Consider the following 18,348-nt stretch of genomic DNA (forward strand, 5'->3'; position numbering starts at 1 on the left):
AAAAAGGGCAGCGGGATCCTGTCTATGGCCATCATCGACAGGTATCTGGCTCGTCACCTTGATCGCCTGGTCGAGGACTCTGGCAAGGAGGGGGTGGGCCTCTTTCCAGGGTTTGGGTGAGCCGATTGGAAGCTCAATCTGTTTGACGACGACGTCCTTGATGTCCGGCGCGGCCAGCCCAGCAATGAATTTCTGGAGGTCGACGGGTTTGGGGGGAGAGGTGCCGTCTTCTGGATTGAGCGGCGGGCCACATCACGTCGTCGGGTGGCGGTATTTTTGTATTTTGTGTTAATTAGAAACAATCGTGGTAAGCTGGCCGGCGGATGATTGGAGCGCTCCGACAAAGCCTCGATCAGTCAACGGGTGTCAGGGGCGCGCTCTATATCCCCTCATCTGGCATGACGTCCTGTTGAGTCTTGAGACGACCTACTTCGTCCAGATGCTTCCAGAGAAATTGCGCGGCTTCTTCGCGCCGATCAGATTCGATGAGGTCGAGCAAATGGATGTGCTCCTGGCATTGCGCCATAAGACGGGTGCGGTCGACGTTGGCCTTGTAGCCGATGAAGCGCCTGAGCTGATTCTGCTGGCGTATGGCATCGATGAAAAACACATTGCCGGAGCACTGCACGATCAGTTCGTGAAACTGGGCGCCCACCTGGAACAGCTGGGCACGGGACAAGGTCTGGATATCCCCGTCGAGCAGGGCCTGCTGTTGCTGCCTGGCCTGGGCGAACGCGGCGTGATTGACCTGATAACCCGGCTCGAGCAGGGCCGCCGGTTCGATGGCCATGCGGAAGCGGTAGCTCTGGATGTGTGCCTGGGCGTTATGCACGAAGTCCTTCAGACCCCATCCTTGCCCCGGCTTGCGTTCCACCATGGCTTCGCTGGCCAGCCTGTTCAAGACCTTGAGCAACTGCCCGCGCGGCACTTCGTAACGGCGCAGCAGCTGGGCTTCGAAAAAGTGCTCAGGTATCTCGCCCCCCAGAATGTCGTCGACCACCCGAAGGTAAAAGTCTTCGAAAGGATCGCTGGCGAGCGCGAAGGTCGTTTCTTGAATCTGCCCGGCGTCTTGTTTCAGAAAGTAGCCACGATTGGGTTCCTGGATGGCGAGGTCCCATTCCGCGAGCAAGGCAAACACTCGCCGGACCGGCGAGCGCGAAACACCCAGCGCCTGGGCAAACGTCTGCTCGCGCAACGGCTCGCCGGCTTTCATCGAGCGCGCGCGAATCATCTCGATAACGCGGGGGGCCAACTGCAAGGCGAGGTCTTTCTTGATCACAGGCTCTCTCTCGGATGATTGACGTCAGTCCGTTTCCGCTGGGGCGGGAGCCCCCACCGGACTGGAGTTGGAAAATACCATACGAAGGTGTGGGGATCCGCGCAAATTGACCACGCCCGACAGTGCAGTGCTGGAGATGCGCAGGATGCTCCAGGCTGATGATTTCATTTCTTCCCAGGACGGATGTTTACCCCATGCTCAAGTTCAATGCTCATCTCGGTTTCCAGTTCAATGAATGGCCTTTTCTGCAGCGCATCGAGGCTGCCGCCGCCGCTGGTTTTCGGGCGGTGGAGTTCCCGTCGCCCTATGAGTTCGACGCCAGTCTCCTGGCCGACCACCTGGCTCAGCACAGCCTGTCGTTGATTCAGTTCGCGGCACCGGCCGGGGTTACCAAAGGCATTGCTGCCTTGCAGGGCAAGGAAGAAGAGTTTCGCGACGGCTTGCGCCAGGCTGTGAGCTACGCCAAGGCGCTGGCGTGTTCGGATGTCCACATCATGTCAGGAGTGACGACACAGGATGAGGCGGCACTTACCTTTGGGAGCAACCTGGAGTACGCAGTCAAATACTTCGAAGACCAGGGGCTGCGGCCGCTTATCGAAGTGATCAGTGCGCAGGCGATGCCGGACTACTACATGTCTGACTTCGACAAGGCGCATCAGGTGCTGGAGCGCTTTGCGAGTGTCGGGCTGATTCTCGATCTTTACCATGCCCAGCTTCTGACCGGAGATGCAGCCGGGGTTCTGGCCCGGTTTTATGACAGGACCGTCCATGTGCAAATTGCCGACTGCCCGGGCCGTCACGAGCCGGGAACGGGGAGCATGGACTTTGCTGCCTTGTTCGCGGCGCTGGAGCAGCGTGGCTACCCAGGATGGATCGGCTGTGAATACCGCCCCTCCGGCGCTACTGTTGCGAGCCTTGACTGGATCAAGCAGCTAAGTGCCTAGGTTCTGTGCGAGACCCTTTGAAAAGCTGAATAGGTAGAGATGGCGGCGATTCTACCCATTCAGCTTTTCAATCGCCGCCATCAAAGGCAGAAGCCCCAGGTAGCTACAGTGGTTATATCTGCTGGGGTGAAGTGTCTGTCACAACATCCTGACGTGCGTAACCGGCAACCCTGACGAAATCCGACAGATGCCAGATATCGCCGTTAGCGGCCCAGGTCCCATCCACCACGTCGTTTATCACGATGGAGGTCATCAGCACACGAGGATCTTCCGCGCTCAGGCAACCGGCAATTGCCTTATGCAGTACTGCGGCGTAGTGAGCCCGGCGCCCGGCATTCAATTCTCCGGCAGGAGCCAGTACCTGTATGTGGCAGGGTATGAATTGGTCGAAGTCGCTACGCCCACCACACATCCAGCGTGAATCAGCAACCTCATCGAGCATGACCCAACACAGAAGCCGCTGACGAGGATCATTGCCGAGCCCGGTGGCTTCTACTGCTGCGCAGTCAACAGCTGCCAGAAGTTGTTGAATGGTGCCTTCGCTCAGCACATTGGCGGGCAGTTTAATCGTGATGTTTGGCATGAATGGATGTTCCTGATGAGAGGGACACCATTGAAGCGTTATCCGCTTTGAGGCGGAATTGGCTGATCAGACATCTTTCGTGCAGAATCGGCCAATGAACGATTTCATTGTTGTTGTCCCCCCTGGGGCGTTTGCCTCCAGTGTCACGTTGTCCTTGGACATACTTTCAACTGCATCAAAGTTGGCGCCACGGCTAGGTTTGCCAGAGCCACGCTGGATTGTCTGCTCAACAGTAGAGGGGCCCATTTCATTAGGTGGAGGTCTGAGTCTGCTCACGCAGAGGTTGACACTCCCGTCTGATGGACGAGCCTGCTGGATTCTTCCTGGGTTGGATGTTGATGATTCGACTGAGTTGGAGTCGAGTTTGCTGCAGCCTGAGATTGAGTCAGTGCTGGCCGCTTTACGTCAGCATGTGGCCGCTGGCGGGACTGTTGCGGCGTCATGTTCAGCCGTATTTCTCTTGCACGCAGCTGGACTGACTGAAGGGAAAACGGTTACGACGACTTGGTGGCTGGCCGCCACATTGCGGCAGCTAGCGGCAGGTTGCTGTAACGTCGACCCGGACCGTATGGTGATTGAGGATGCTCCCCTGGTTACTGCGGGCGCAGCCTTGGGACACACCGATTTATTGATGCACTTGATCGGCCAACGTTTTGGTCCGGAACTGGTCGCCGCAGTGGCCAAAGCTTTGCTTCTAAATCAGCGGCAGTTGCAATCACCCTTTATGGTGCCGGCGTTGATGGCACATGGTGAGCTGATTGCGCAGCTGATCGCTCATGTCGAGGTGTCGCTTCCAATGCCGGTGAGTGTTGATTCTCTGGCGGAAAAGATGCGAATGAGTACACGAACGCTATCCAGGCGGGTATCCAAGGCTACAGGGCATGGGCCTTTGCACTTAATTCGAACTGTCCAGTTGAATAAGGCGCGAGCGCTACTGGAAAGTAGTCGATGCTCGGTGGAGTCTGTCGCCGAGCAAGTGGGTTTCAGCGATCCAACGGCTTTGCGCCGCCTCTTGAAGAAGCACTTGAATGCGACCCCGAGACAACTGAGGTAGTGCAGCAGGAACAAAAAGACATCCTCTGAGGGCTTCTCTTGTGTGACTGAGCCCGTCTTTCATGAACTGGCCTTAACCTTGGACACCGGTTGTGGTGCTTGCCTCGCTGCGGTACCGACTGCAGGCGGCGGAAAGTGTTTGGCGCAACACTTGAATGGATTCTATAGAAGCATCGAGGACTCTTGATTGATTCCGTGGCGCAGCACCTGGGCGAGCATCGCGAACCCATCATGCAGGGCCTGATCACCGCCAGAGGCATTACTGACGCTCGCGCGGACGAATTGTGGAACCGTGCCTTTACCGATGCTGAAGGCATCGGCGATCGAGATCAGGTGATTGCGCTGGCGTAGCGAGTACTCGATTTCCGATGCGCGCCAGGGAGCCGGTACCTCGATCCAGAAGTGAGGGCTGTATTGATGCGTTCTGTAGGTCAGCCCTTGCAGCAGTTTTTCGACCGCCTGCTTACGGCGCTCTATTTCCGCTATCTGCTGATGCAGCAGTGAGCGTGCAGTGCCATCTTCAATCCAGAGGTAGGCGATCTCATGGGGCAGTGGCGAAGCCATCCAGCAGCTGTTGCGAATCGCTGCGGCGTGGCGTCCTACCAGCGCCTGCGGTACATGGACATATCCAGCCCGAAGTCCCGCGGCGACTCCTTTGCTCAAGCTGCTGATGATGATCCCGCGCTCAGGTGCGTACATGCCGATTGGCATTGGCCTGTCCTGCATCAGCACGCCATGGGTCTCGTCCTCGATGATCAGCACATTGTGTTCGCGGCATATCTGCGCAATTTCCTTACGGCGCTCGGGGCTGAGAATCGCTGTGGTCGGATTTTGTATCGTCGGCGTGCAGTACAAAGCAGAGACTCGATTGATGCCGCAAATCTCAGCAAGCGATGCAGGGATCAACCCCTCCTCATCCATTTCTATACCCAGGACCTTGATACCCAGAAATCGAGCGACGCTGATGAGGCCTGGATAGGTGAGGTGTTCCGTGACCAGCGTGTCTCCAGCACGCAGCATTGCAATGAGGACCGTCAGCAGGCCGTGCTGGCTGCCATTGACGCAGAGGATCTGCTCGGCCGATGACCTGAAGTCACCATGCGCCAGCCATTGGGCACCGGCTTGTCGGTGGCGCTGAATACCCATGTCTGGCGTGTAGAGCATCAATTCCTGCAGTCGCTCCACATCTCCCGACAGCTGCGCCATCGTGCGCGCCAGCAACGTGGCTTCCATACCGGGGATGTGCATGTTGCGACTCATATCGTGGCATTCATCCGCTGCCTCGATGAAGTTGCGAAAGCCGGCATCGCGAGGGCGTTCCTGCTCGCGTGCACGAACGAAGGTGCCATCGCCCACCCGCGCCATGACCAGCCCCATGCGCTCCAGTTCCGAATAGGCCCGACTGACGGTTCCGGCAGTAACGCCAATCTTGTCGGCCAGGATGCGATGTGGCGGAAGTTTGAGACCTTGTCCGATAGCGCCGTTGTTGATGGCCTGCTCTATGCCCTGAGCAAGCCGCATGTACTTGGGCCCAGGACCCTCTTGCAGGGCATTCTTGAAGATTGAAATGGTGTCAATAACGGGTTTGACGGGCATATTTTCCTCAAATTAACCTGATATCGAATCAAAAATATTGAGCGAATAAGATAATTCATTAGGAATGAATCCTATCAATATTAAAAAATCACCTTAGGAGCCAAATAAAAACATGTCAATCAGCATGGAAGTGCAGGATCAGCCTGCAGCAGGGAGATGGATGGCGGGCTTGGTCACCACATTGCTCTTTCTGGTGGTCTGTCTCAGTTGGGGGACCACATGGCTCGGCATCAAGATAGCGGTGGAGAGCGTGCCACCACTGACAGCTGCAGGTTTGCGTTTCTTGATCGCCTTTCCGCTGTTCCTGGGGTTTGCGTGGGTACGGCGCGAATCGATATTTTTCCCCCGCAAGAACTTTGGTTTTTTCATCTTTGTCACCCTGTGTTACTTCAGCGTGCCGTATTACCTGCTGAACTACGGCGAGCAGTCTGTTGCTTCCGGGCTGACGGCACTTTTGTTCAGCAGCATGCCGGTTTTCATCCTGATCTTTTCGTCCATCTTCCTGAGAGAAAAGATATTTTTTTCGCAAGTTGTCGGCATAGCCATTGGCTTCGGCAGCTTGTTCATGATTATCAAGACACAGGGACTGCATCTCGATTACTCGGAGCTTTTCGGAGTGATCGCTATCCTGATCGCGGCTGTGATGCACGCCCTTTGCTATGTCATTACCAAGCAGAGAGGCGCCGAGATAGGGGTTATCACATTCAATACCCTGCCGATCGGCATTGCCGGGCTGGGGCTGTTCATGACGGGCTTGGTGCTGGAACATCCCGACCTTGCCAGCGTGACGCCGCGTTCCTGGCTGGCATTGACCTATCTGGGGCTGGTGGCTTCCGTGGGTGGCTTCATTGTCTATTTTTTCCTGCTCAAGCGCTTGAGCCCGGTCATTCTGTCGTTCGTATTCATCATCTTTCCAGTATTCGCCGTCCTTCTCGGCGCCTGGTACGAAGGCACGGCCATCTCTCGACAGTTGATCCTCTATTCGCTGTTGCTGCTGGCAGGCTTTGCCATCACCAAATTGCCGGTAGAACGGCTTCTCGGATGGGGCAGATAAGCAATGGGCATTTTGAATGCTGGCAATCTCTCGGTGGTCAGGGGCGGATTGCCAGTTCCTCATGCCCAGAAACTCCCCTGACAACGGCTAGAGAGGCTGGGCTAGTCGGGTGCAGGTGAGTACAGGCGTCCAGCTCGGGCCCAGTCCTGGGGGGCGGTTTCGGTAAAGATCACGTCGACGGATTCAGTCGCACACTTCAGGATTTCGGCGGCCAGCCGAGTCGCTTCGGCGGCGTACAAGGCTTTCTGCTGCTGCGTTCGGCCTGGCAGGAGTTCGACCCGGATAATGGGCATGACGACATCCTCAACGAAACGATGGGGGGAGGAGAGCGCCGGCCCACCAGCGAAGGTCCGGCGCTGTTCTCCGTTCACTTGATGGGTTCGACCTTGAACGAGCGATTCATCTTGTACAGGGTTTGCGCGCCGAGCCACTTGTCGAAAATCGCCTGGCTTTCGCCGGACGCTTCCATGTCCTGCAAGGCGCCATTGACGGCCTGGAGCATGGCCTTCTGGCCTTTTCGCACCCCCAGCCCCCACACCTCGCGGCCGATGGCAGGCTGAACGATGGCGTAGCTGGATGCATTGGCGCCGAGACGGCTGGCAAGTTTATGGAAGGTCTCTTCGGAGGTGCTGAAACCCTCGACCTTGCCTTGCATCAGGGCGGTGAAAGCCGTCGATACATCCTCGAAGCCGATGGCCGTGGCGGTGGGTATCTGCTCCTTGATGTAGTTCTCGCTGATGGAGCCCTTCACGAAGCTGATTCGCTTGCCCGCCAGATCGCCGATAGAGGTGAAGCCACGGCTGCTCCGTGCCGCGACAATGTTCTGGCTGACGTAGTAGGCATCCGAGTAGTCGATTTGCCCGGCGCGTTGTGCCGAGTACGCCAGGCCGGCTGCCAGCAGGTCCATATGGCCCTGTTGCAGTTGGGGGATTCTCGCCTCGATGGATACCGGCTTGATATCCGCCTTGACGCCGAGTCTCTTGGCGACCGCATTGCAGATATCCACGTCATAACCGACGACGGCTCGACTGCCGGTGTCCGTGTAGCCAAAGGGTTCGAAAATATCCAGGACCCCGCAAAGCAGTGTCCCCTTGGTTTTGACATCAGCCAGCTGGTCCGCACGCACCTGGGCCGTGGCCAGAAAAAAGCAACCTGCAACCACCGGAATCAGGACCACTGTTCGAAGTTTCATTGCGACATCCTCAGATTTCTTGTACTGAAATTTGCATGGCCTGTTGAGCCAACACGAACCCGTTCGCGTTGTTTCCAGGGGGGCGATTAGCGGACCAGGAAGCCGTTTTTCAGGGGATCCCGATCATCGAGAATCCAGTTGCAGAAACCGCAGATATAAGCGGAGCCGGACACTTCTGGAATGACGGCGGAGAACTCGCCGACACGGGTTTCATCGATGACTTTGGCGCTGAAGACGGACCCGATGACGGACTCGTTGACGAGCACATCCTCGCGGGTGATTTCACCTCGCAGATACAGTTGGGCAACTCGACCGCCCGTACCGGAGCCGGTCGGCGAGCGATCGACTTCCCTGTCCGCGAAGATGCAGCAGTTGGCCTGGGTCGATCCCGGATGGCGCGGTGCGCCGTCGATGATGGTTCCATAGATATGGTTGATGCCCGCAATGTCGGGATGAACGACCGGGCAGGCCAGGTTGGCGGCCTTTTTGACTTCTGCGCCGAACTGCTTCAGCGCTTCAATCGACGGCTCGCGAATCTCCAGGCCATAGGGCGCTGCGTTGGTATAGAAGTAGAAGGCGCCGCCGTAGGCGATATCGCCGGTGACGGCGCCATAGGTAGGCGTCTCTACCGTCACATCGCGCTTGTAGATAAAGGACGGGACGTTGATGAAGCGCACGCCGTTGGCATGGCAACCATCCCACTGCACAAAGGCCTCGATGAAGCCGCAGGGCGCGTCGATACCCACGCGGGTTTCCGGAGTCTGCCGCGTTACCCAGCCCAGCTCCACCGCGGCAGTGGCGAGTGCAATGACGCCGTGACCGCAGTGATCGCTGTACCCCTCGTTATGCACGAAGATGATGCCGAAATCGGCATTCGGGGAGACGGGCTCCGTCAGGTAGCCGCCATACATGTCGGCGTGACCGCGCGGCTCGAACATCAGCGCCTGGCGGATCTCATCGGCGTTTTCCAGCAGCCAGGTCCGGCGCTCGATGATGGTTTTTCCCTGCATGCTCGGGAGACCCGAGGTGACGATGCGAAACGGTTCGCCGCCGGTATGGACTTCGACGGTGCTAATGGTGCGAGAAATTTGCATGGATAGAGTCCTTTTGAAGATGTAGCGATCCGCAAGAGCGCTGGCCGGTTCAGCGGCCCGCGCTTGCGAGGGGGGGATCGGCTATCAGCGACCGGGTTCGTTCACTCGCCCGCGGCGAGCGCCTGAAGCGCCACACGAGCGGCGGCCAGGTCCCAGGCTGCGGTGCCCACGCTCTTGAAAACGGCGGGGCGAGACGTGTCGACGTCCTTGCGGAGCGCGTCGGCCAGCGAGCTCACGCGGGACCAGTCAATGCCGGCCTGCAGCAGGTCGCCTGCCTCGTGCCGGGCGCCGGCCGGGTCGTCGGTGTAGAGGTCGCTTGCGTCCAGGGTCACTTTCCCCAGCTCGGCCATTTCCGGTTTGAAGGCGCCTACGCCTATGACAACTCGCCCCGCCCGGGCGGGCTCGTTGTAGACCGGCTCGGTGCTGGTGGTCAGCGTGACGACGACGTCCACTTCAGCCGGAATGTCAGGGCCACAGGGCTCCAGGTGCCCATGCAGCTGGCGATTGCCGGCGCAGAACTGCGAGGCTGCCTGTGCATCCACCCCACGTACCCACACCGTGCTTTGCGGATAGATCGCATGGATTGCCTGCACGTGGTAGCGCGCCTGGACGCCGGTACCGAAAAGCAGGATCTGCCGCGGCTCCCGTTTGAGCAGGGTACGGATCGCCAGGAGCGTCACCGCGGCGGTACGGCGCCCGGTGAGCTCCGGCCCATCCAGCAGGCAAATGACCTGGCCGGTGGCTGCGTCGCAAAGGGTCACGGCGCCATGGATGGTGGGAAGCTGGCGCTGGGTATTGCCGGGATGGACGTTGACCAGTTTGTGAAAGCCGATGTCCTGGGCGGTGGCGGGCATGCTCAGCATGACTCCAGCCTCGCCCAAGGGGACGACCATTCGCTCCGGGCTGTGGATTTGGCCGGCAGCCACCTCCAGCGCTGCCTGTGCGATGGCCTCGACCAGCCTGTTGAAATCCAGAAGCGCCGCAGTCCTGGCCCGGTCACAGATGATGATCGGGGCGTCGTTGTGTGCGGTTGCAGCAGGGAACCGAGTACTCATGCAGATGCTCCAGGTGGAAAGTGACATTCAGTGGCGGTGGATATCGGAGAGGAATTTTTTGGCACGGGGGTGTTTCGGCGCGCTGAAGAACGCCTCCGGAGGGGCAACCTCCAGGAGTTCTCCCTGGTCGATGAACCACACGACGTCCGCGACCTCGCGCGCGAACTTCATCTCGTGGGTAACGCACACCATGGTCATGCCTTCACTGGCGAGCGCCTTCATGACGGCAAGCACCTCGCCCACCATCTCGGGGTCGAGGGCACTGGTCGGCTCGTCAAACAGCATCACCGGAGGTTTCATCGCCAGCGCCCGGGCAATCGCCACGCGCTGCTGCTGGCCGCCGGACAGTTGGTTGGGGTAGGCATCCGCCTTGTGCCCGAGCCCGACCTTGGCCAGGAGCTCCAGGGCCATCTCCAGGCTCGCCTGGCGATCGGCCTTGTTGACCCAGAGCGGCCCGCAAGTGACGTTCTCCAGCACCGAGAGGTGGGGGAAGAGGTTGAACTGCTGGAAGACGAAGCCGATGTGGCTGCGCAGGCTGTTGATGTCGACGCGCTTGCCCTGCACGTCTTGTCCGTTGACACGGATGGTGCCGGCGTTGATTTCCTCCAGGCGATTCAAGGTGCGAATCAGCGTGGACTTGCCGGACCCGGAGGGGCCACACAGGACCACGACTTCGCCTCGTTTGACCGCGGCGGTGAAGTTCGTCAGTACGCGATGCTCGCCGTACCACTTTTCGACGCCGCTCAATTGAATGATGAGGTTTTCCTGGGGCTCGGTGCCGGTGCGCCGGGCGATGGATTTCATGGTCGTCATTGCGCTACAGGCTCACTGGAAGTACGGACGCGGGGAAGGGGGAACGTGTGGGAGTTGCGGCGCTCGATACGTGCCTCCAGCACCCGAACGGACTGTGTCAGGGTGAAGCAGATGGCGAAGTAAACGAGCGACAGCACCAGGAAGACGCCGAAGGGTTGCGTCAGGACGCTGCTGTTCACCTGGTTGGCGGCGTAGGTCAGCTCATTCACCCCGATGACGTACCCCAGCGAGGTGTCCTTGATGGTGGTGACGAACTGGCCAACCATGCTGGGCAGCATGTTCTTCAGCGCCTGGGGCAGGACGATCCTGCAGGTCCGTGTCCAGTAGCCCATGCCCAGGGCCGCAGCCGCTTCCACCTGGCCGCGCGGCAACGCCTCGATGCCGGCTCGAACGATTTCGGCCAGGTAGGTGGCCTGGAAGATCACCAGGGTCACCGCCATGGTCGTGAACCCGGCAACGGGGCGTCCCAGGATCATCGGTACGATGAAGTAGGTGGCAAAAATCAGCATGACCAGCGGGATGCTGCGAAGTACGTATCGCACCGCGCAAGCCGGGTAGCGAAGCACCCTGTACCCGCTGAGCTGGGCCAGCGCGAGCAGCACGCTCAGGGGGAGGGCCAGGCCGATACCTGTGATCGACAGGAGCAGCGTGGCAACCACGCCACCCAGCGGACCATTCGGGTAAGCCCCGATCAGGAACAGAAGCCAGTACTCGTGGATGATGTCGAGCATGATCAGCGTCCCTTTATCCGCAGGCACTGGCCCAACCAGTTGCCGAGGAACAGCAGGCCGAGCGCGACCACTACGTACATCACGGTGCTGATCGCGTAGGTTTCGAAGATGCGAAAGGTGGCGCTGGAGATCTCCTTGGTCACGTACGTGAGTTCCATGACGCCGATCACCATGGCCAGGCTGGTGGTTTTCACCAGCATCACGGTGCCGCTGACAAGCGGGGCGATGGCGACGCGCAGGGCTTGCGGCAGGACTACCCGGCGCATGGCTGCGGCGTAGCTCAGGCCCAAGGCTCGTGCGGCCTCTTGCTGGCCTTTCGCAATGCTGCGCAGGCCGCTGCGGATGTCCTCGGCGAAGTAGGCGCCGTAGTAGAGGGCAATGGCCACCGCGGCGAAAATGAACTCGCCATGGTTGGCGTTGACCCAGTCCTGGAGGGCCTCAGGCAGTACGCTGCCGACCCCGAAGTACCAAAGGAAGATATGGACCAGTGGAGGGACATTGCGCTGGTACTCGATGAAGGCCAGCACCAGAAGTTCCAGGGCCCGCACTTTTGTCATGCGCAACAGCGTGAGTGCCAGGGCGATCAGAAAGGCGGCCAGCCAACTGGTCACGGAGAGCAGCAGCGTGAGCGCCAGGCCGAGAAGGAGCGTCGCCCCGTATTCGTTCAATAACGACATGTCCTGCCCTCATTGATGAGTGAATGGGCAATGAGCCCCTGGCTGGGAATGTGAAATCCCGAACGTAGAACCGACCACTCTCAGCTTCATGTTTTTGTTATTCATTGGAGCCTTCTGCACAACAAGGTTGTGGGGAATTGGTTTTATGGAAACCGCATTAAGCGTTGGCTGGTTATTCCACTGGGCAGGACTGGCGGATATTGCGAATACCGGTCTGTTTTTTGCTCCAGTTGTCGGCTAACCTACGTCCAGTTTTGGCAGGTTGCAACGATGGAAGGGCCCGGAAAGTTCTGATTCGGTTTGGAAAACGACCTGTTTGATAAGGGAAATCAGAAAATTGGTCGTGATACGCCCGATTTAGAGCGGTTTGTAAGGTAAGTCTGAAAAATTGGTAAGGTGGTCTTGAAAAGCAACCCAAGCGATATGCAAAGCGATTTCCGCCCCAAGCAAATTTACGAACAAGTGGCCGATGAAATTCGCGCGGGAATCATCAATGGCGTCTACCTGCCCGGATCGCGCCTGCCTTCGGAGCGGGACCTGGCACAGCGTTTCATGGTGAGCCGGCCCGCTGTTCGTGAAGCGATAGGCGCCTTGCAGAATGAGGGAATGGTGGTGACCCGCCTTGGCTCCGGCACCTACGTTGCCGAGCGGGTGATGGAGCAGCCCTCGATGCAGGGTGACTCCAGGTCAGAAGCGGACTTCAGTCCCAACAGCGTTCTTGAGGTACGCCTTCTGATCGAACCGGCTATTGCGCGACTGGCGGCCAGGCGCGGCAAGCGCAATGCGCAGGCTGAGCACTATCTGGCCCAGATGGCCGGTGTGAAGGACGTCAATGACATAAGCCAGCAAGCCTTGTGGAGCGAATCCGACCGCCTTTTTCACCGTCAGCTCGCGGTCATGACCGAGGATGCGCTGATGGTGAAAATCGCAGATGAGGTTTCAGCGAGCATGGCGCAGCCGTTGTGGAATCGCTTGCGCGACGACGGCATATACGATGCCAATCGCATCCAGCTCTATGTGGCGGAGCATCGTTTGATTTACGAAGCGATAGTCACCGGCGACGAAGAGGCAGCGGCCTTCTACGTTGAAAACCACCTCAAGCGGGTGCAGCGCGATATCAACACCCGCGAGTGACAGGCGGGCGCCAGGCCCGGCAAGCCGGTCCAGGAAGCGGTCGTTCCCGGACCGCTTGCTGACCTGAGTGACTCTCTGACCCGCAACCCTGCGATCGAAGTCAGTCGCTTGCGCACAAAAACTACCCCTCCCGCATACCTGTTATCCGCTGCGAGCGCACCGCTGGTCATCGCAAGATCGGCCAGTCAATCCAGTAACTAGACTAATCGGGATACCCCCGGCGCTGCGTGTACTGCACCTGTCGCTACCGACAATCGGATTCTTCTGGGCGAAGCAGGTGTGCGGCGCCCCTGTCGTGCGCCTGGAAGGCCTGTTCCGGCATCCCGCGGCGCCCTTGCAGCGGCCACTTCCCAGCGACCCACGATGGCGCCAAACGCCCGTGCCAGAGCCCTCTGCTCTCAAGGCCGCGGGGCGCTTGCGCATGCTTGCGCGCCGGGCCGTTGCCGGGACCATTCCGGGTGCCCGAGGCGAACCGGCCAATGGCTGCACGCAGCTGTCCGGCATGATCTAAGCTCCACAAAGGCTGGCCTTTCGAGCAGAGGTTTTCAATGCAAAGCACACCTGAAAACAGTCTGAAAAATGCGTTGAAGGTCTGTCGAGACAGCTTTGTTTTCGTCGGTTTTTTCAGTTTCTTCATCAATGCGCTGATGCTCGTCCCGACCTTCTACATGCTCCAGGTGTATGGGCGGGTGATGACCAGCGGCAGCCTGACCACCCTGGCCATGCTGACGCTGATCATGACCGGGCTGGTGATCACCCTCGGCTCCCTGGAATGGGTGCGTTCGCGCATCATGGTGCGGGTCAGTACCCGGCTGGATGTGCTGCTCGGTCGCCAGGTCTACAAGGCCAGTTTCAAGCGGGCCCTGGACAGTGGCGGCATGGATGCCTCGGCCCAGTCGCTCAACGACCTGACGGGCTTGCGGCAGTTTCTTTCCAGCAGCGGCCTGTTCGCCTTTTTCGACGCCCCCTGGTTGCCGATCTATATCGCGGTGATGTTCCTGTTCCACCCCTGGTTCGGCTGGGTCGCGACGGGCAGCGCGCTGTTGTTGATAGTGCTCGCCTTCGTCAACGAGAAGCTCACGGGGCCGGTGCTGGCCCAGGCCAACAAGGAGTACATCGGCGCGACCCTCCATACCACCAAGAACCTGCGCAACGCCGAAGTCATCGAGTCCATGGGCATGCTGGAAACCCTGATGGATCGCTGGGGGCGCCGGCAAAGAAGCGTTCTGCTGCTGCAATCGCTGGCGAGCGACCGGGGCGGCATGGTCACGACGCTTTCGCGGACTTTCCGCCTGCTGGTGCAATCGCTGGTGCTCGGCCTGGGGGCTTACCTGGCGGTGGACCATCAGGTGGGGGCCGGCCTGGTGTTCGCCGGGGCCGTGCTGCTGGGGCGGGCACTGGCGCCCATCGACCTGATGATCGGCAGCTGGAAGGGCTTTATCGCCGCCCGTTCGCAGTACAACCGCCTGAACGACATCCTCGGCAAACAGCAGGCGCAACCCGAGCGCCTGTCCTTGCCCGCGCCCGAGGGCAACGTGCAGGTCGAGAACCTGATTGTCGCGGCACCTGGTTCGAAAACCCCGATCCTCAAGAACATCAGCTTCAGCGTACCGGCCGGTTGCGTGGTTGGCATCATCGGCCCGAGCGCCTCGGGCAAGTCGACCCTGGCCCGGGCGCTGATCGGCGTCTGGCCGCCGCAGCATGGGGTGGTCCGGCTGGATGGCGCGGACATCAGCACCTGGGACAAGCATGAGCTTGGCCCGTATATCGGTTACCTGCCCCAGGACATCGAGCTGTTCGAGGGCAGCATCGGCGAGAACATTGCCCGCTTCGCCGAGATCGATTCGGCGAAGGTTATCCAGGCCGCCAGGACCGCTGGCGTCCACGAAATGATCCTGCTGTTGCCCGATGGCTACGACACCGTCATCGGCAGCGAGGGCGTCATGCTCTCGGCAGGGCAGCGCCAGCGCATCGGGCTGGCCCGCGCGCTGTACGGCAACCCGCGGCTGATCATTCTCGACGAACCCAACTCCAATCTCGACGAGGTCGGCGATCGCGCGCTGGCGGCCGCCATCCAGCAGATCAAGCACACCGGCGCGACCCTGTTCGTGATTACCCACCGCACCAACATCGTGTCGCAACTCGACCGGCTGCTGGTGATGAAAGCCGGGATGGTCGGCCTCTACGGGCCGCGCGAGGAAGTGCTGGCCGAACTCAGCGGGCAGCAACCGCCGGTCCCGAAACATGCCGGGCCAGTACCGGTGGTGACCAACGTGGCGTCGATCGATGCCCGTAAGGACGATGGCGGTGAATCCTATGCCTGATCGTCAAATCGAAAGCTCCTCCGACCTGCCGGTATCCGATCGCAAGGCCCACCGCCTGGGCATGGGGATTGTCGGCGTGACCTTCGGCCTGTTCGGCACCTGGGCGGCGCTCGCGCCCCTGGATGGCGCCGCTTACGCGCCGGGGGTGGTCACCGTGCAGACTTACCGCAAGACGGTCCAGCACCTGGAAGGCGGCATCGTCAAATCGGTGTTGGCCCACGATGGCGACATCGTCAAGCAGGATGATCCGCTGATCATCCTCGACGATGCCCAGCTGCGCTCCGAATACGAGGCGACCCAAGGCCTGCTGGTCGCGGCCAGGGCCATGGAGTCGAGGCTGATTGCCGAGCGCGACGGGTTGCCGGCGATCGACTTTGGGGCGATGCCCGAATCCGCCAGTGTGCGAGGAGAGGAAGCGCGCCAGGGCGAGACCCAGGTATTCAACGCGCGGCGCGGCTCGCGGCTGGGCCAGATCTCGGTGCTGCGCGAGCGCATCGGCCAATTGCACCAGCAGATCAAGGGCCTGGAGTCGATGATCGCGGTCAAGGTGCGCCTGGAGAAATCCTACAGCGGTGAAATCGGTGAGTTGACCGAGTTGCTCAAGGAAGGGTTCGTCGACAAGCAACGCCTGCTCGAGCAGGACCGCAAGCTGGGGATGCTCAGGTCGGAGGTGGCCGATCACCGTTCCACCATCGACAAGACCCGCCTGCAGATCAACGAAACGCAGTTGCAGATCCTCCAGGTCGACAAGGATTTCAATTCCGACGTGGCCAAGCAGCTGGCCGAGGTGCAGACCAAGATCTACGACCTGCAAGAGAAGAACTCGGCCCTGGAAGACCGCCTCAGCCGCATCGTCATCCGTGCCCCCGACGCGGGCATGGTGATCGGCATGACGGTGCACACCATCGGCGGTGTCGTGCGTTCGGCGACGCCCTTGCTGGACATCGTGCCATCGGTCTCGGAGCTGATCATAGAGGCCCAGGTGGCGCCGGTGGACATCGACCGCATCGGCATCGGCAAGCGCGCCGATATCCGTTTCGGCGCGTTCAACAGCTCGACCACGCCAGTGATCGAAGGCGAGGTCAGCAGCGTCTCGGCCGACCGGCTGACCAACGAAAAGACCGGGACCGCCTATTACCTGGCGCGGGTCCGGGTCACCGAGCACGGGGTGCGCACCTTGGGTGAGCGCAAGTTGTTGCCGGGGATGCCGGCGGACGTGTTGATCATCACCGGGCAACGCACGCTGTTGCAGTACCTGATGCAGCCGGCCCGGGATGTAATGTCTCAATCAATGATCGAGGAGTGACCGTGGGAGCGCCGTCAGTTCTGCTAGGGAGTGCATTCATGCTGGCAGCGGGGGCCGCCTTGGCGCAAACCGCTGCGGTAACGTCGACCGGGGTCAGCGCCTCGACCTATTCCACCGACCTCATGCAGTTGTATCGCGAGGCGCGGCTGGAAGATCCACAGGTCCTGGCGTCTTTTGCGCAAGCGCAGGCCGGCAAGGAGCATCAACGCGAGGCGCTGGGGGCGCTGTTGCCGCAACTGTCGCTGAATGCCGGGACGAACCGGATCCACCAGGAAAACGACCTGATACAGGAGCGCAGTTTCGATAGCGAAAGCTACAGCCTGGTGCTGCGCCAGTACCTCTACAACAAGGCCGCGTGGGAGAACTACCAGAAGTTCAAGAGCCTGGCCAAGCAGTCCGAATCCGAAGCGCTGGATACCCAGGCCGAGGCCGCGGTGGAACTGGCGCGGCGCTACTTCACCGCGCTGGCGGCCGAGGATGAGCTGGAGCTGGTGCGGGCGGAGCGGCGAACCACGCAAAAGAGCCTGGACCGGGTCAATGCGCTGTACGAAAAGCAGATGGCAATGGTTACCGACCAGCTCGACCTCAAGGCCCGGGTGGACCTGCTCGCGGCCCAGGAGCTGGATGCCCGCAACCAGGCCCGCATCAGTCGCGAGGCGCTGGCGGAAATCGTCGGCCGGCCGGTCAAGGAGAAGCTCAACCGGATTCGCAACGACGCGCAACTGCGGGTTTCGGCGCAGAGCCTGGAGTCCTGGGTACGCGATGGCATGGAGCTGAACCCGACGCTCAAGGCCAGCGAGAGCGGCGCCGAAGCCGCCAACGCAGCGTTGCGCAGTGGCAAGGGCGGGCACTATCCGACGGTGAGCCTGAACCTCAGTGCGCAACAGACCAACGAGGGTTACAACAACACCCTGGCGCCACGCACCGACAGCTATGTCGCCGGCATCGGCGTCCAGGTGCCGCTGTACAGCGGCGGCTCGACCTCGGCGCGGGTCCGTGGGCTTTACCAGGACCAACTGGTCGCCGAGCAGCAGCTGGAAGCGATCCGGCGCCGGGTGGTCAAGGAGATCACCAGCGCCTACCTGACCGCCAATTCGAACGGCGAGAAGATCGACGCCAGCCGTTCGGCCCTGGCCTCGGCCCAGCTGTCCCGGGTGGCGGCGGAGAAGGGGCTGAGCTACGGCATGGTCAACGCCGTCGATGTACTGGCCAGCGTGCGCAACGAGTTCCGCGCCCGGCGCGACCTGCTCAAGACGCAATACGAGTTCCTCAGCAACGTCTTCAGCCTCAATCGCTGGGCGGGCAAACCGCCGGTGGAAAGTGTCGAGAATGTGAATGCCTGGCTCAGTCCCGGTAGCGCCGGCCAGGCCATGGGCGTTGGCATCGAGGACCAGGAGTAGACACCGGGACAGTGGTGTCCCGGCTGGCCAATCACTTCTGTGGGGGATCGGCGTCGAGCCGCTGGTTTCATGGCACTGCCGGCTTCGTCGATAAATTGACGCCCTTAATAAAC

General features: G+C 60.3%; 17 protein-coding genes. 7 read left to right on the forward strand and 10 right to left on the reverse strand.

Translation table 11 applies throughout. The annotated features are described in order from the left end of the window. Window positions 1–379: 379 nt before the first annotated feature. The gene (locus DK261_RS25230; protein ID WP_038633317.1) at window positions 380–1,279 is read right to left on the reverse strand and encodes a GntR family transcriptional regulator; all 900 of its coding nucleotides are present in this window, start codon (window positions 1,277–1,279) and stop codon (window positions 380–382) included. 194 nt (window positions 1,280–1,473) lie between these two features. Between DK261_RS25230 and DK261_RS25240 the strand changes: the two genes are divergently transcribed. Beyond that, window positions 1,474–2,223, forward strand: a complete 750-nt coding sequence (locus DK261_RS25240) for a hydroxypyruvate isomerase family protein (RefSeq protein WP_038633315.1) — start codon at window positions 1,474–1,476, stop codon at window positions 2,221–2,223. Window positions 2,224–2,335: 112 nt separating this feature from the next. On the opposite strand, the gene DK261_RS25245 is transcribed toward DK261_RS25240, so the two are convergent. After that, complete coding sequence (locus DK261_RS25245) at window positions 2,336–2,806, reverse strand: tautomerase (RefSeq protein ID WP_016703041.1); 471 nt, start codon at window positions 2,804–2,806, stop codon at window positions 2,336–2,338. A 94-nt stretch (window positions 2,807–2,900) separates the two neighbouring features. Here DK261_RS25245 and DK261_RS25250 point away from each other — a divergent pair, with 94 nt between their 5' ends. Continuing rightward, window positions 2,901–3,860 (forward strand): GlxA family transcriptional regulator, encoded by a 960-nt coding sequence (locus DK261_RS25250; RefSeq protein ID WP_016703040.1) that lies wholly within the window; start codon window positions 2,901–2,903, stop codon window positions 3,858–3,860. 161 nt (window positions 3,861–4,021) lie between these two features. Here DK261_RS25250 and DK261_RS25255 read toward each other — a convergent pair whose 3' ends face one another. Beyond that, window positions 4,022–5,455 (reverse strand): PLP-dependent aminotransferase family protein, encoded by a 1,434-nt coding sequence (locus DK261_RS25255; RefSeq protein ID WP_053269321.1) that lies wholly within the window; start codon window positions 5,453–5,455, stop codon window positions 4,022–4,024. 160 nt (window positions 5,456–5,615) lie between these two features. On the opposite strand from DK261_RS25255, the gene DK261_RS25260 reads away from it, so the two are divergent. Continuing rightward, window positions 5,616–6,509 (forward strand): DMT family transporter, encoded by an 894-nt coding sequence (locus tag DK261_RS25260; protein WP_086009346.1) that lies wholly within the window; start codon window positions 5,616–5,618, stop codon window positions 6,507–6,509. Between the two features lie 101 nt (window positions 6,510–6,610). Here the strand turns inward: DK261_RS25260 and DK261_RS25265 are convergent, their stop codons facing one another. The 7 genes from DK261_RS25265 to DK261_RS25295 all read right to left on the reverse strand — a co-directional run bounded on the left by DK261_RS25265 (window position 6,611) and on the right by DK261_RS25295 (window position 12,071). Then, entirely contained in the window at window positions 6,611–6,802 is a 192-nt protein-coding gene (locus tag DK261_RS25265) for a tautomerase family protein (protein ID WP_053269319.1), read from the reverse strand. Between the two features lie 74 nt (window positions 6,803–6,876). Then, window positions 6,877–7,701 carry a transporter substrate-binding domain-containing protein gene (locus tag DK261_RS25270; RefSeq protein ID WP_009049545.1) on the reverse strand — a complete coding sequence of 275 codons (825 nt, stop codon included), beginning with the start codon at window positions 7,699–7,701 and terminating at the stop codon, window positions 6,877–6,879. A gap of 86 nt (window positions 7,702–7,787) precedes the next feature. Further along, a complete protein-coding gene (gene lhpH / locus DK261_RS25275) occupies window positions 7,788–8,795 on the reverse strand; it encodes a trans-3-hydroxy-L-proline dehydratase (RefSeq protein ID WP_110176738.1) in 1,008 nt (335 codons plus the stop codon). Between the two features lie 101 nt (window positions 8,796–8,896). Next, the gene (gene lhpI / locus DK261_RS25280) at window positions 8,897–9,850 is read right to left on the reverse strand and encodes a bifunctional Delta(1)-pyrroline-2-carboxylate/Delta(1)-piperideine-2-carboxylate reductase (RefSeq protein ID WP_110176739.1); all 954 of its coding nucleotides are present in this window, start codon (window positions 9,848–9,850) and stop codon (window positions 8,897–8,899) included. 27 nt (window positions 9,851–9,877) lie between these two features. After that, entirely contained in the window at window positions 9,878–10,663 is a 786-nt protein-coding gene (locus DK261_RS25285; RefSeq protein ID WP_110176740.1) for an amino acid ABC transporter ATP-binding protein, read from the reverse strand. Then, window positions 10,660–11,394 carry an amino acid ABC transporter permease gene (locus tag DK261_RS25290; RefSeq protein ID WP_110176741.1) on the reverse strand — a complete coding sequence of 245 codons (735 nt, stop codon included), beginning with the start codon at window positions 11,392–11,394 and terminating at the stop codon, window positions 10,660–10,662. The genes DK261_RS25285 and DK261_RS25290 overlap by 4 nt, the downstream gene beginning before the upstream one ends. A 2-nt stretch (window positions 11,395–11,396) precedes the next feature. Then, window positions 11,397–12,071 carry an amino acid ABC transporter permease gene (locus DK261_RS25295; protein WP_009049540.1) on the reverse strand — a complete coding sequence of 225 codons (675 nt, stop codon included), beginning with the start codon at window positions 12,069–12,071 and terminating at the stop codon, window positions 11,397–11,399. 396 nt (window positions 12,072–12,467) lie between these two features. Between DK261_RS25295 and DK261_RS25300 the strand changes: the two genes are divergently transcribed. The 4 genes from DK261_RS25300 (at window position 12,468) to DK261_RS25315 (ending at window position 18,235) form a co-directional block, all read left to right on the forward strand. Continuing rightward, a complete protein-coding gene (locus tag DK261_RS25300) occupies window positions 12,468–13,205 on the forward strand; it encodes a FadR/GntR family transcriptional regulator (protein ID WP_231999314.1) in 738 nt (245 codons plus the stop codon). A gap of 548 nt (window positions 13,206–13,753) precedes the next feature. Then, window positions 13,754–15,529: a type I secretion system permease/ATPase gene (locus tag DK261_RS25305; protein WP_009049538.1), complete on the forward strand. Its 1,776-nt coding sequence runs from the start codon at window positions 13,754–13,756 to the stop codon at window positions 15,527–15,529. Then, window positions 15,522–16,835: an HlyD family type I secretion periplasmic adaptor subunit gene (locus tag DK261_RS25310; protein ID WP_028682164.1), complete on the forward strand. Its 1,314-nt coding sequence runs from the start codon at window positions 15,522–15,524 to the stop codon at window positions 16,833–16,835. The genes DK261_RS25305 and DK261_RS25310 overlap by 8 nt, the downstream gene beginning before the upstream one ends. 38 nt (window positions 16,836–16,873) lie before the next feature. After that, window positions 16,874–18,235, forward strand: a complete 1,362-nt coding sequence (locus DK261_RS25315) for a TolC family outer membrane protein (protein WP_016703028.1) — start codon at window positions 16,874–16,876, stop codon at window positions 18,233–18,235. The last annotated feature ends 113 nt before the right edge of the window (window positions 18,236–18,348 follow it).

The organism is Pseudomonas sp. RW409, from assembly GCF_003184125.1.
Classification (GTDB): Bacteria; Pseudomonadota; Gammaproteobacteria; order Pseudomonadales; family Pseudomonadaceae; genus Aquipseudomonas; species Aquipseudomonas chlororaphis_I.

Bases quoted from the DNA above. Each gene is read 5' to 3' on its own strand.
- DK261_RS25240 (WP_038633315.1), top strand. From the start codon at position 1,474: ATGCTCAAGTTCAATGCTCATCTCGGTTTCCAGTTCAATGAATGGCCT.
- DK261_RS25245 (WP_016703041.1), bottom strand. From the start codon at position 2,806: ATGCCAAACATCACGATTAAACTGCCCGCCAATGTGCTGAGCGAAGGC.
- DK261_RS25250 (WP_016703040.1), top strand. From the start codon at position 2,901: ATGAACGATTTCATTGTTGTTGTCCCCCCTGGGGCGTTTGCCTCCAGT.
- DK261_RS25255 (WP_053269321.1), bottom strand. From the start codon at position 5,455: ATGCCCGTCAAACCCGTTATTGACACCATTTCAATCTTCAAGAATGCC.
- DK261_RS25260 (WP_086009346.1), top strand. From the start codon at position 5,616: ATGGCGGGCTTGGTCACCACATTGCTCTTTCTGGTGGTCTGTCTCAGT.
- DK261_RS25265 (WP_053269319.1), bottom strand. From the start codon at position 6,802: ATGCCCATTATCCGGGTCGAACTCCTGCCAGGCCGAACGCAGCAGCAG.
- DK261_RS25270 (WP_009049545.1), bottom strand. From the start codon at position 7,701: ATGAAACTTCGAACAGTGGTCCTGATTCCGGTGGTTGCAGGTTGCTTT.
- lhpH (WP_110176738.1), bottom strand. From the start codon at position 8,795: ATGCAAATTTCTCGCACCATTAGCACCGTCGAAGTCCATACCGGCGGC.
- lhpI (WP_110176739.1), bottom strand. From the start codon at position 9,850: ATGAGTACTCGGTTCCCTGCTGCAACCGCACACAACGACGCCCCGATC.
- DK261_RS25285 (WP_110176740.1), bottom strand. From the start codon at position 10,663: ATGACGACCATGAAATCCATCGCCCGGCGCACCGGCACCGAGCCCCAG.
- DK261_RS25290 (WP_110176741.1), bottom strand. From the start codon at position 11,394: ATGCTCGACATCATCCACGAGTACTGGCTTCTGTTCCTGATCGGGGCT.
- DK261_RS25295 (WP_009049540.1), bottom strand. From the start codon at position 12,071: ATGTCGTTATTGAACGAATACGGGGCGACGCTCCTTCTCGGCCTGGCG.
- DK261_RS25305 (WP_009049538.1), top strand. From the start codon at position 13,754: ATGCAAAGCACACCTGAAAACAGTCTGAAAAATGCGTTGAAGGTCTGT.
- DK261_RS25310 (WP_028682164.1), top strand. From the start codon at position 15,522: ATGCCTGATCGTCAAATCGAAAGCTCCTCCGACCTGCCGGTATCCGAT.
- DK261_RS25315 (WP_016703028.1), top strand. From the start codon at position 16,874: ATGCTGGCAGCGGGGGCCGCCTTGGCGCAAACCGCTGCGGTAACGTCG.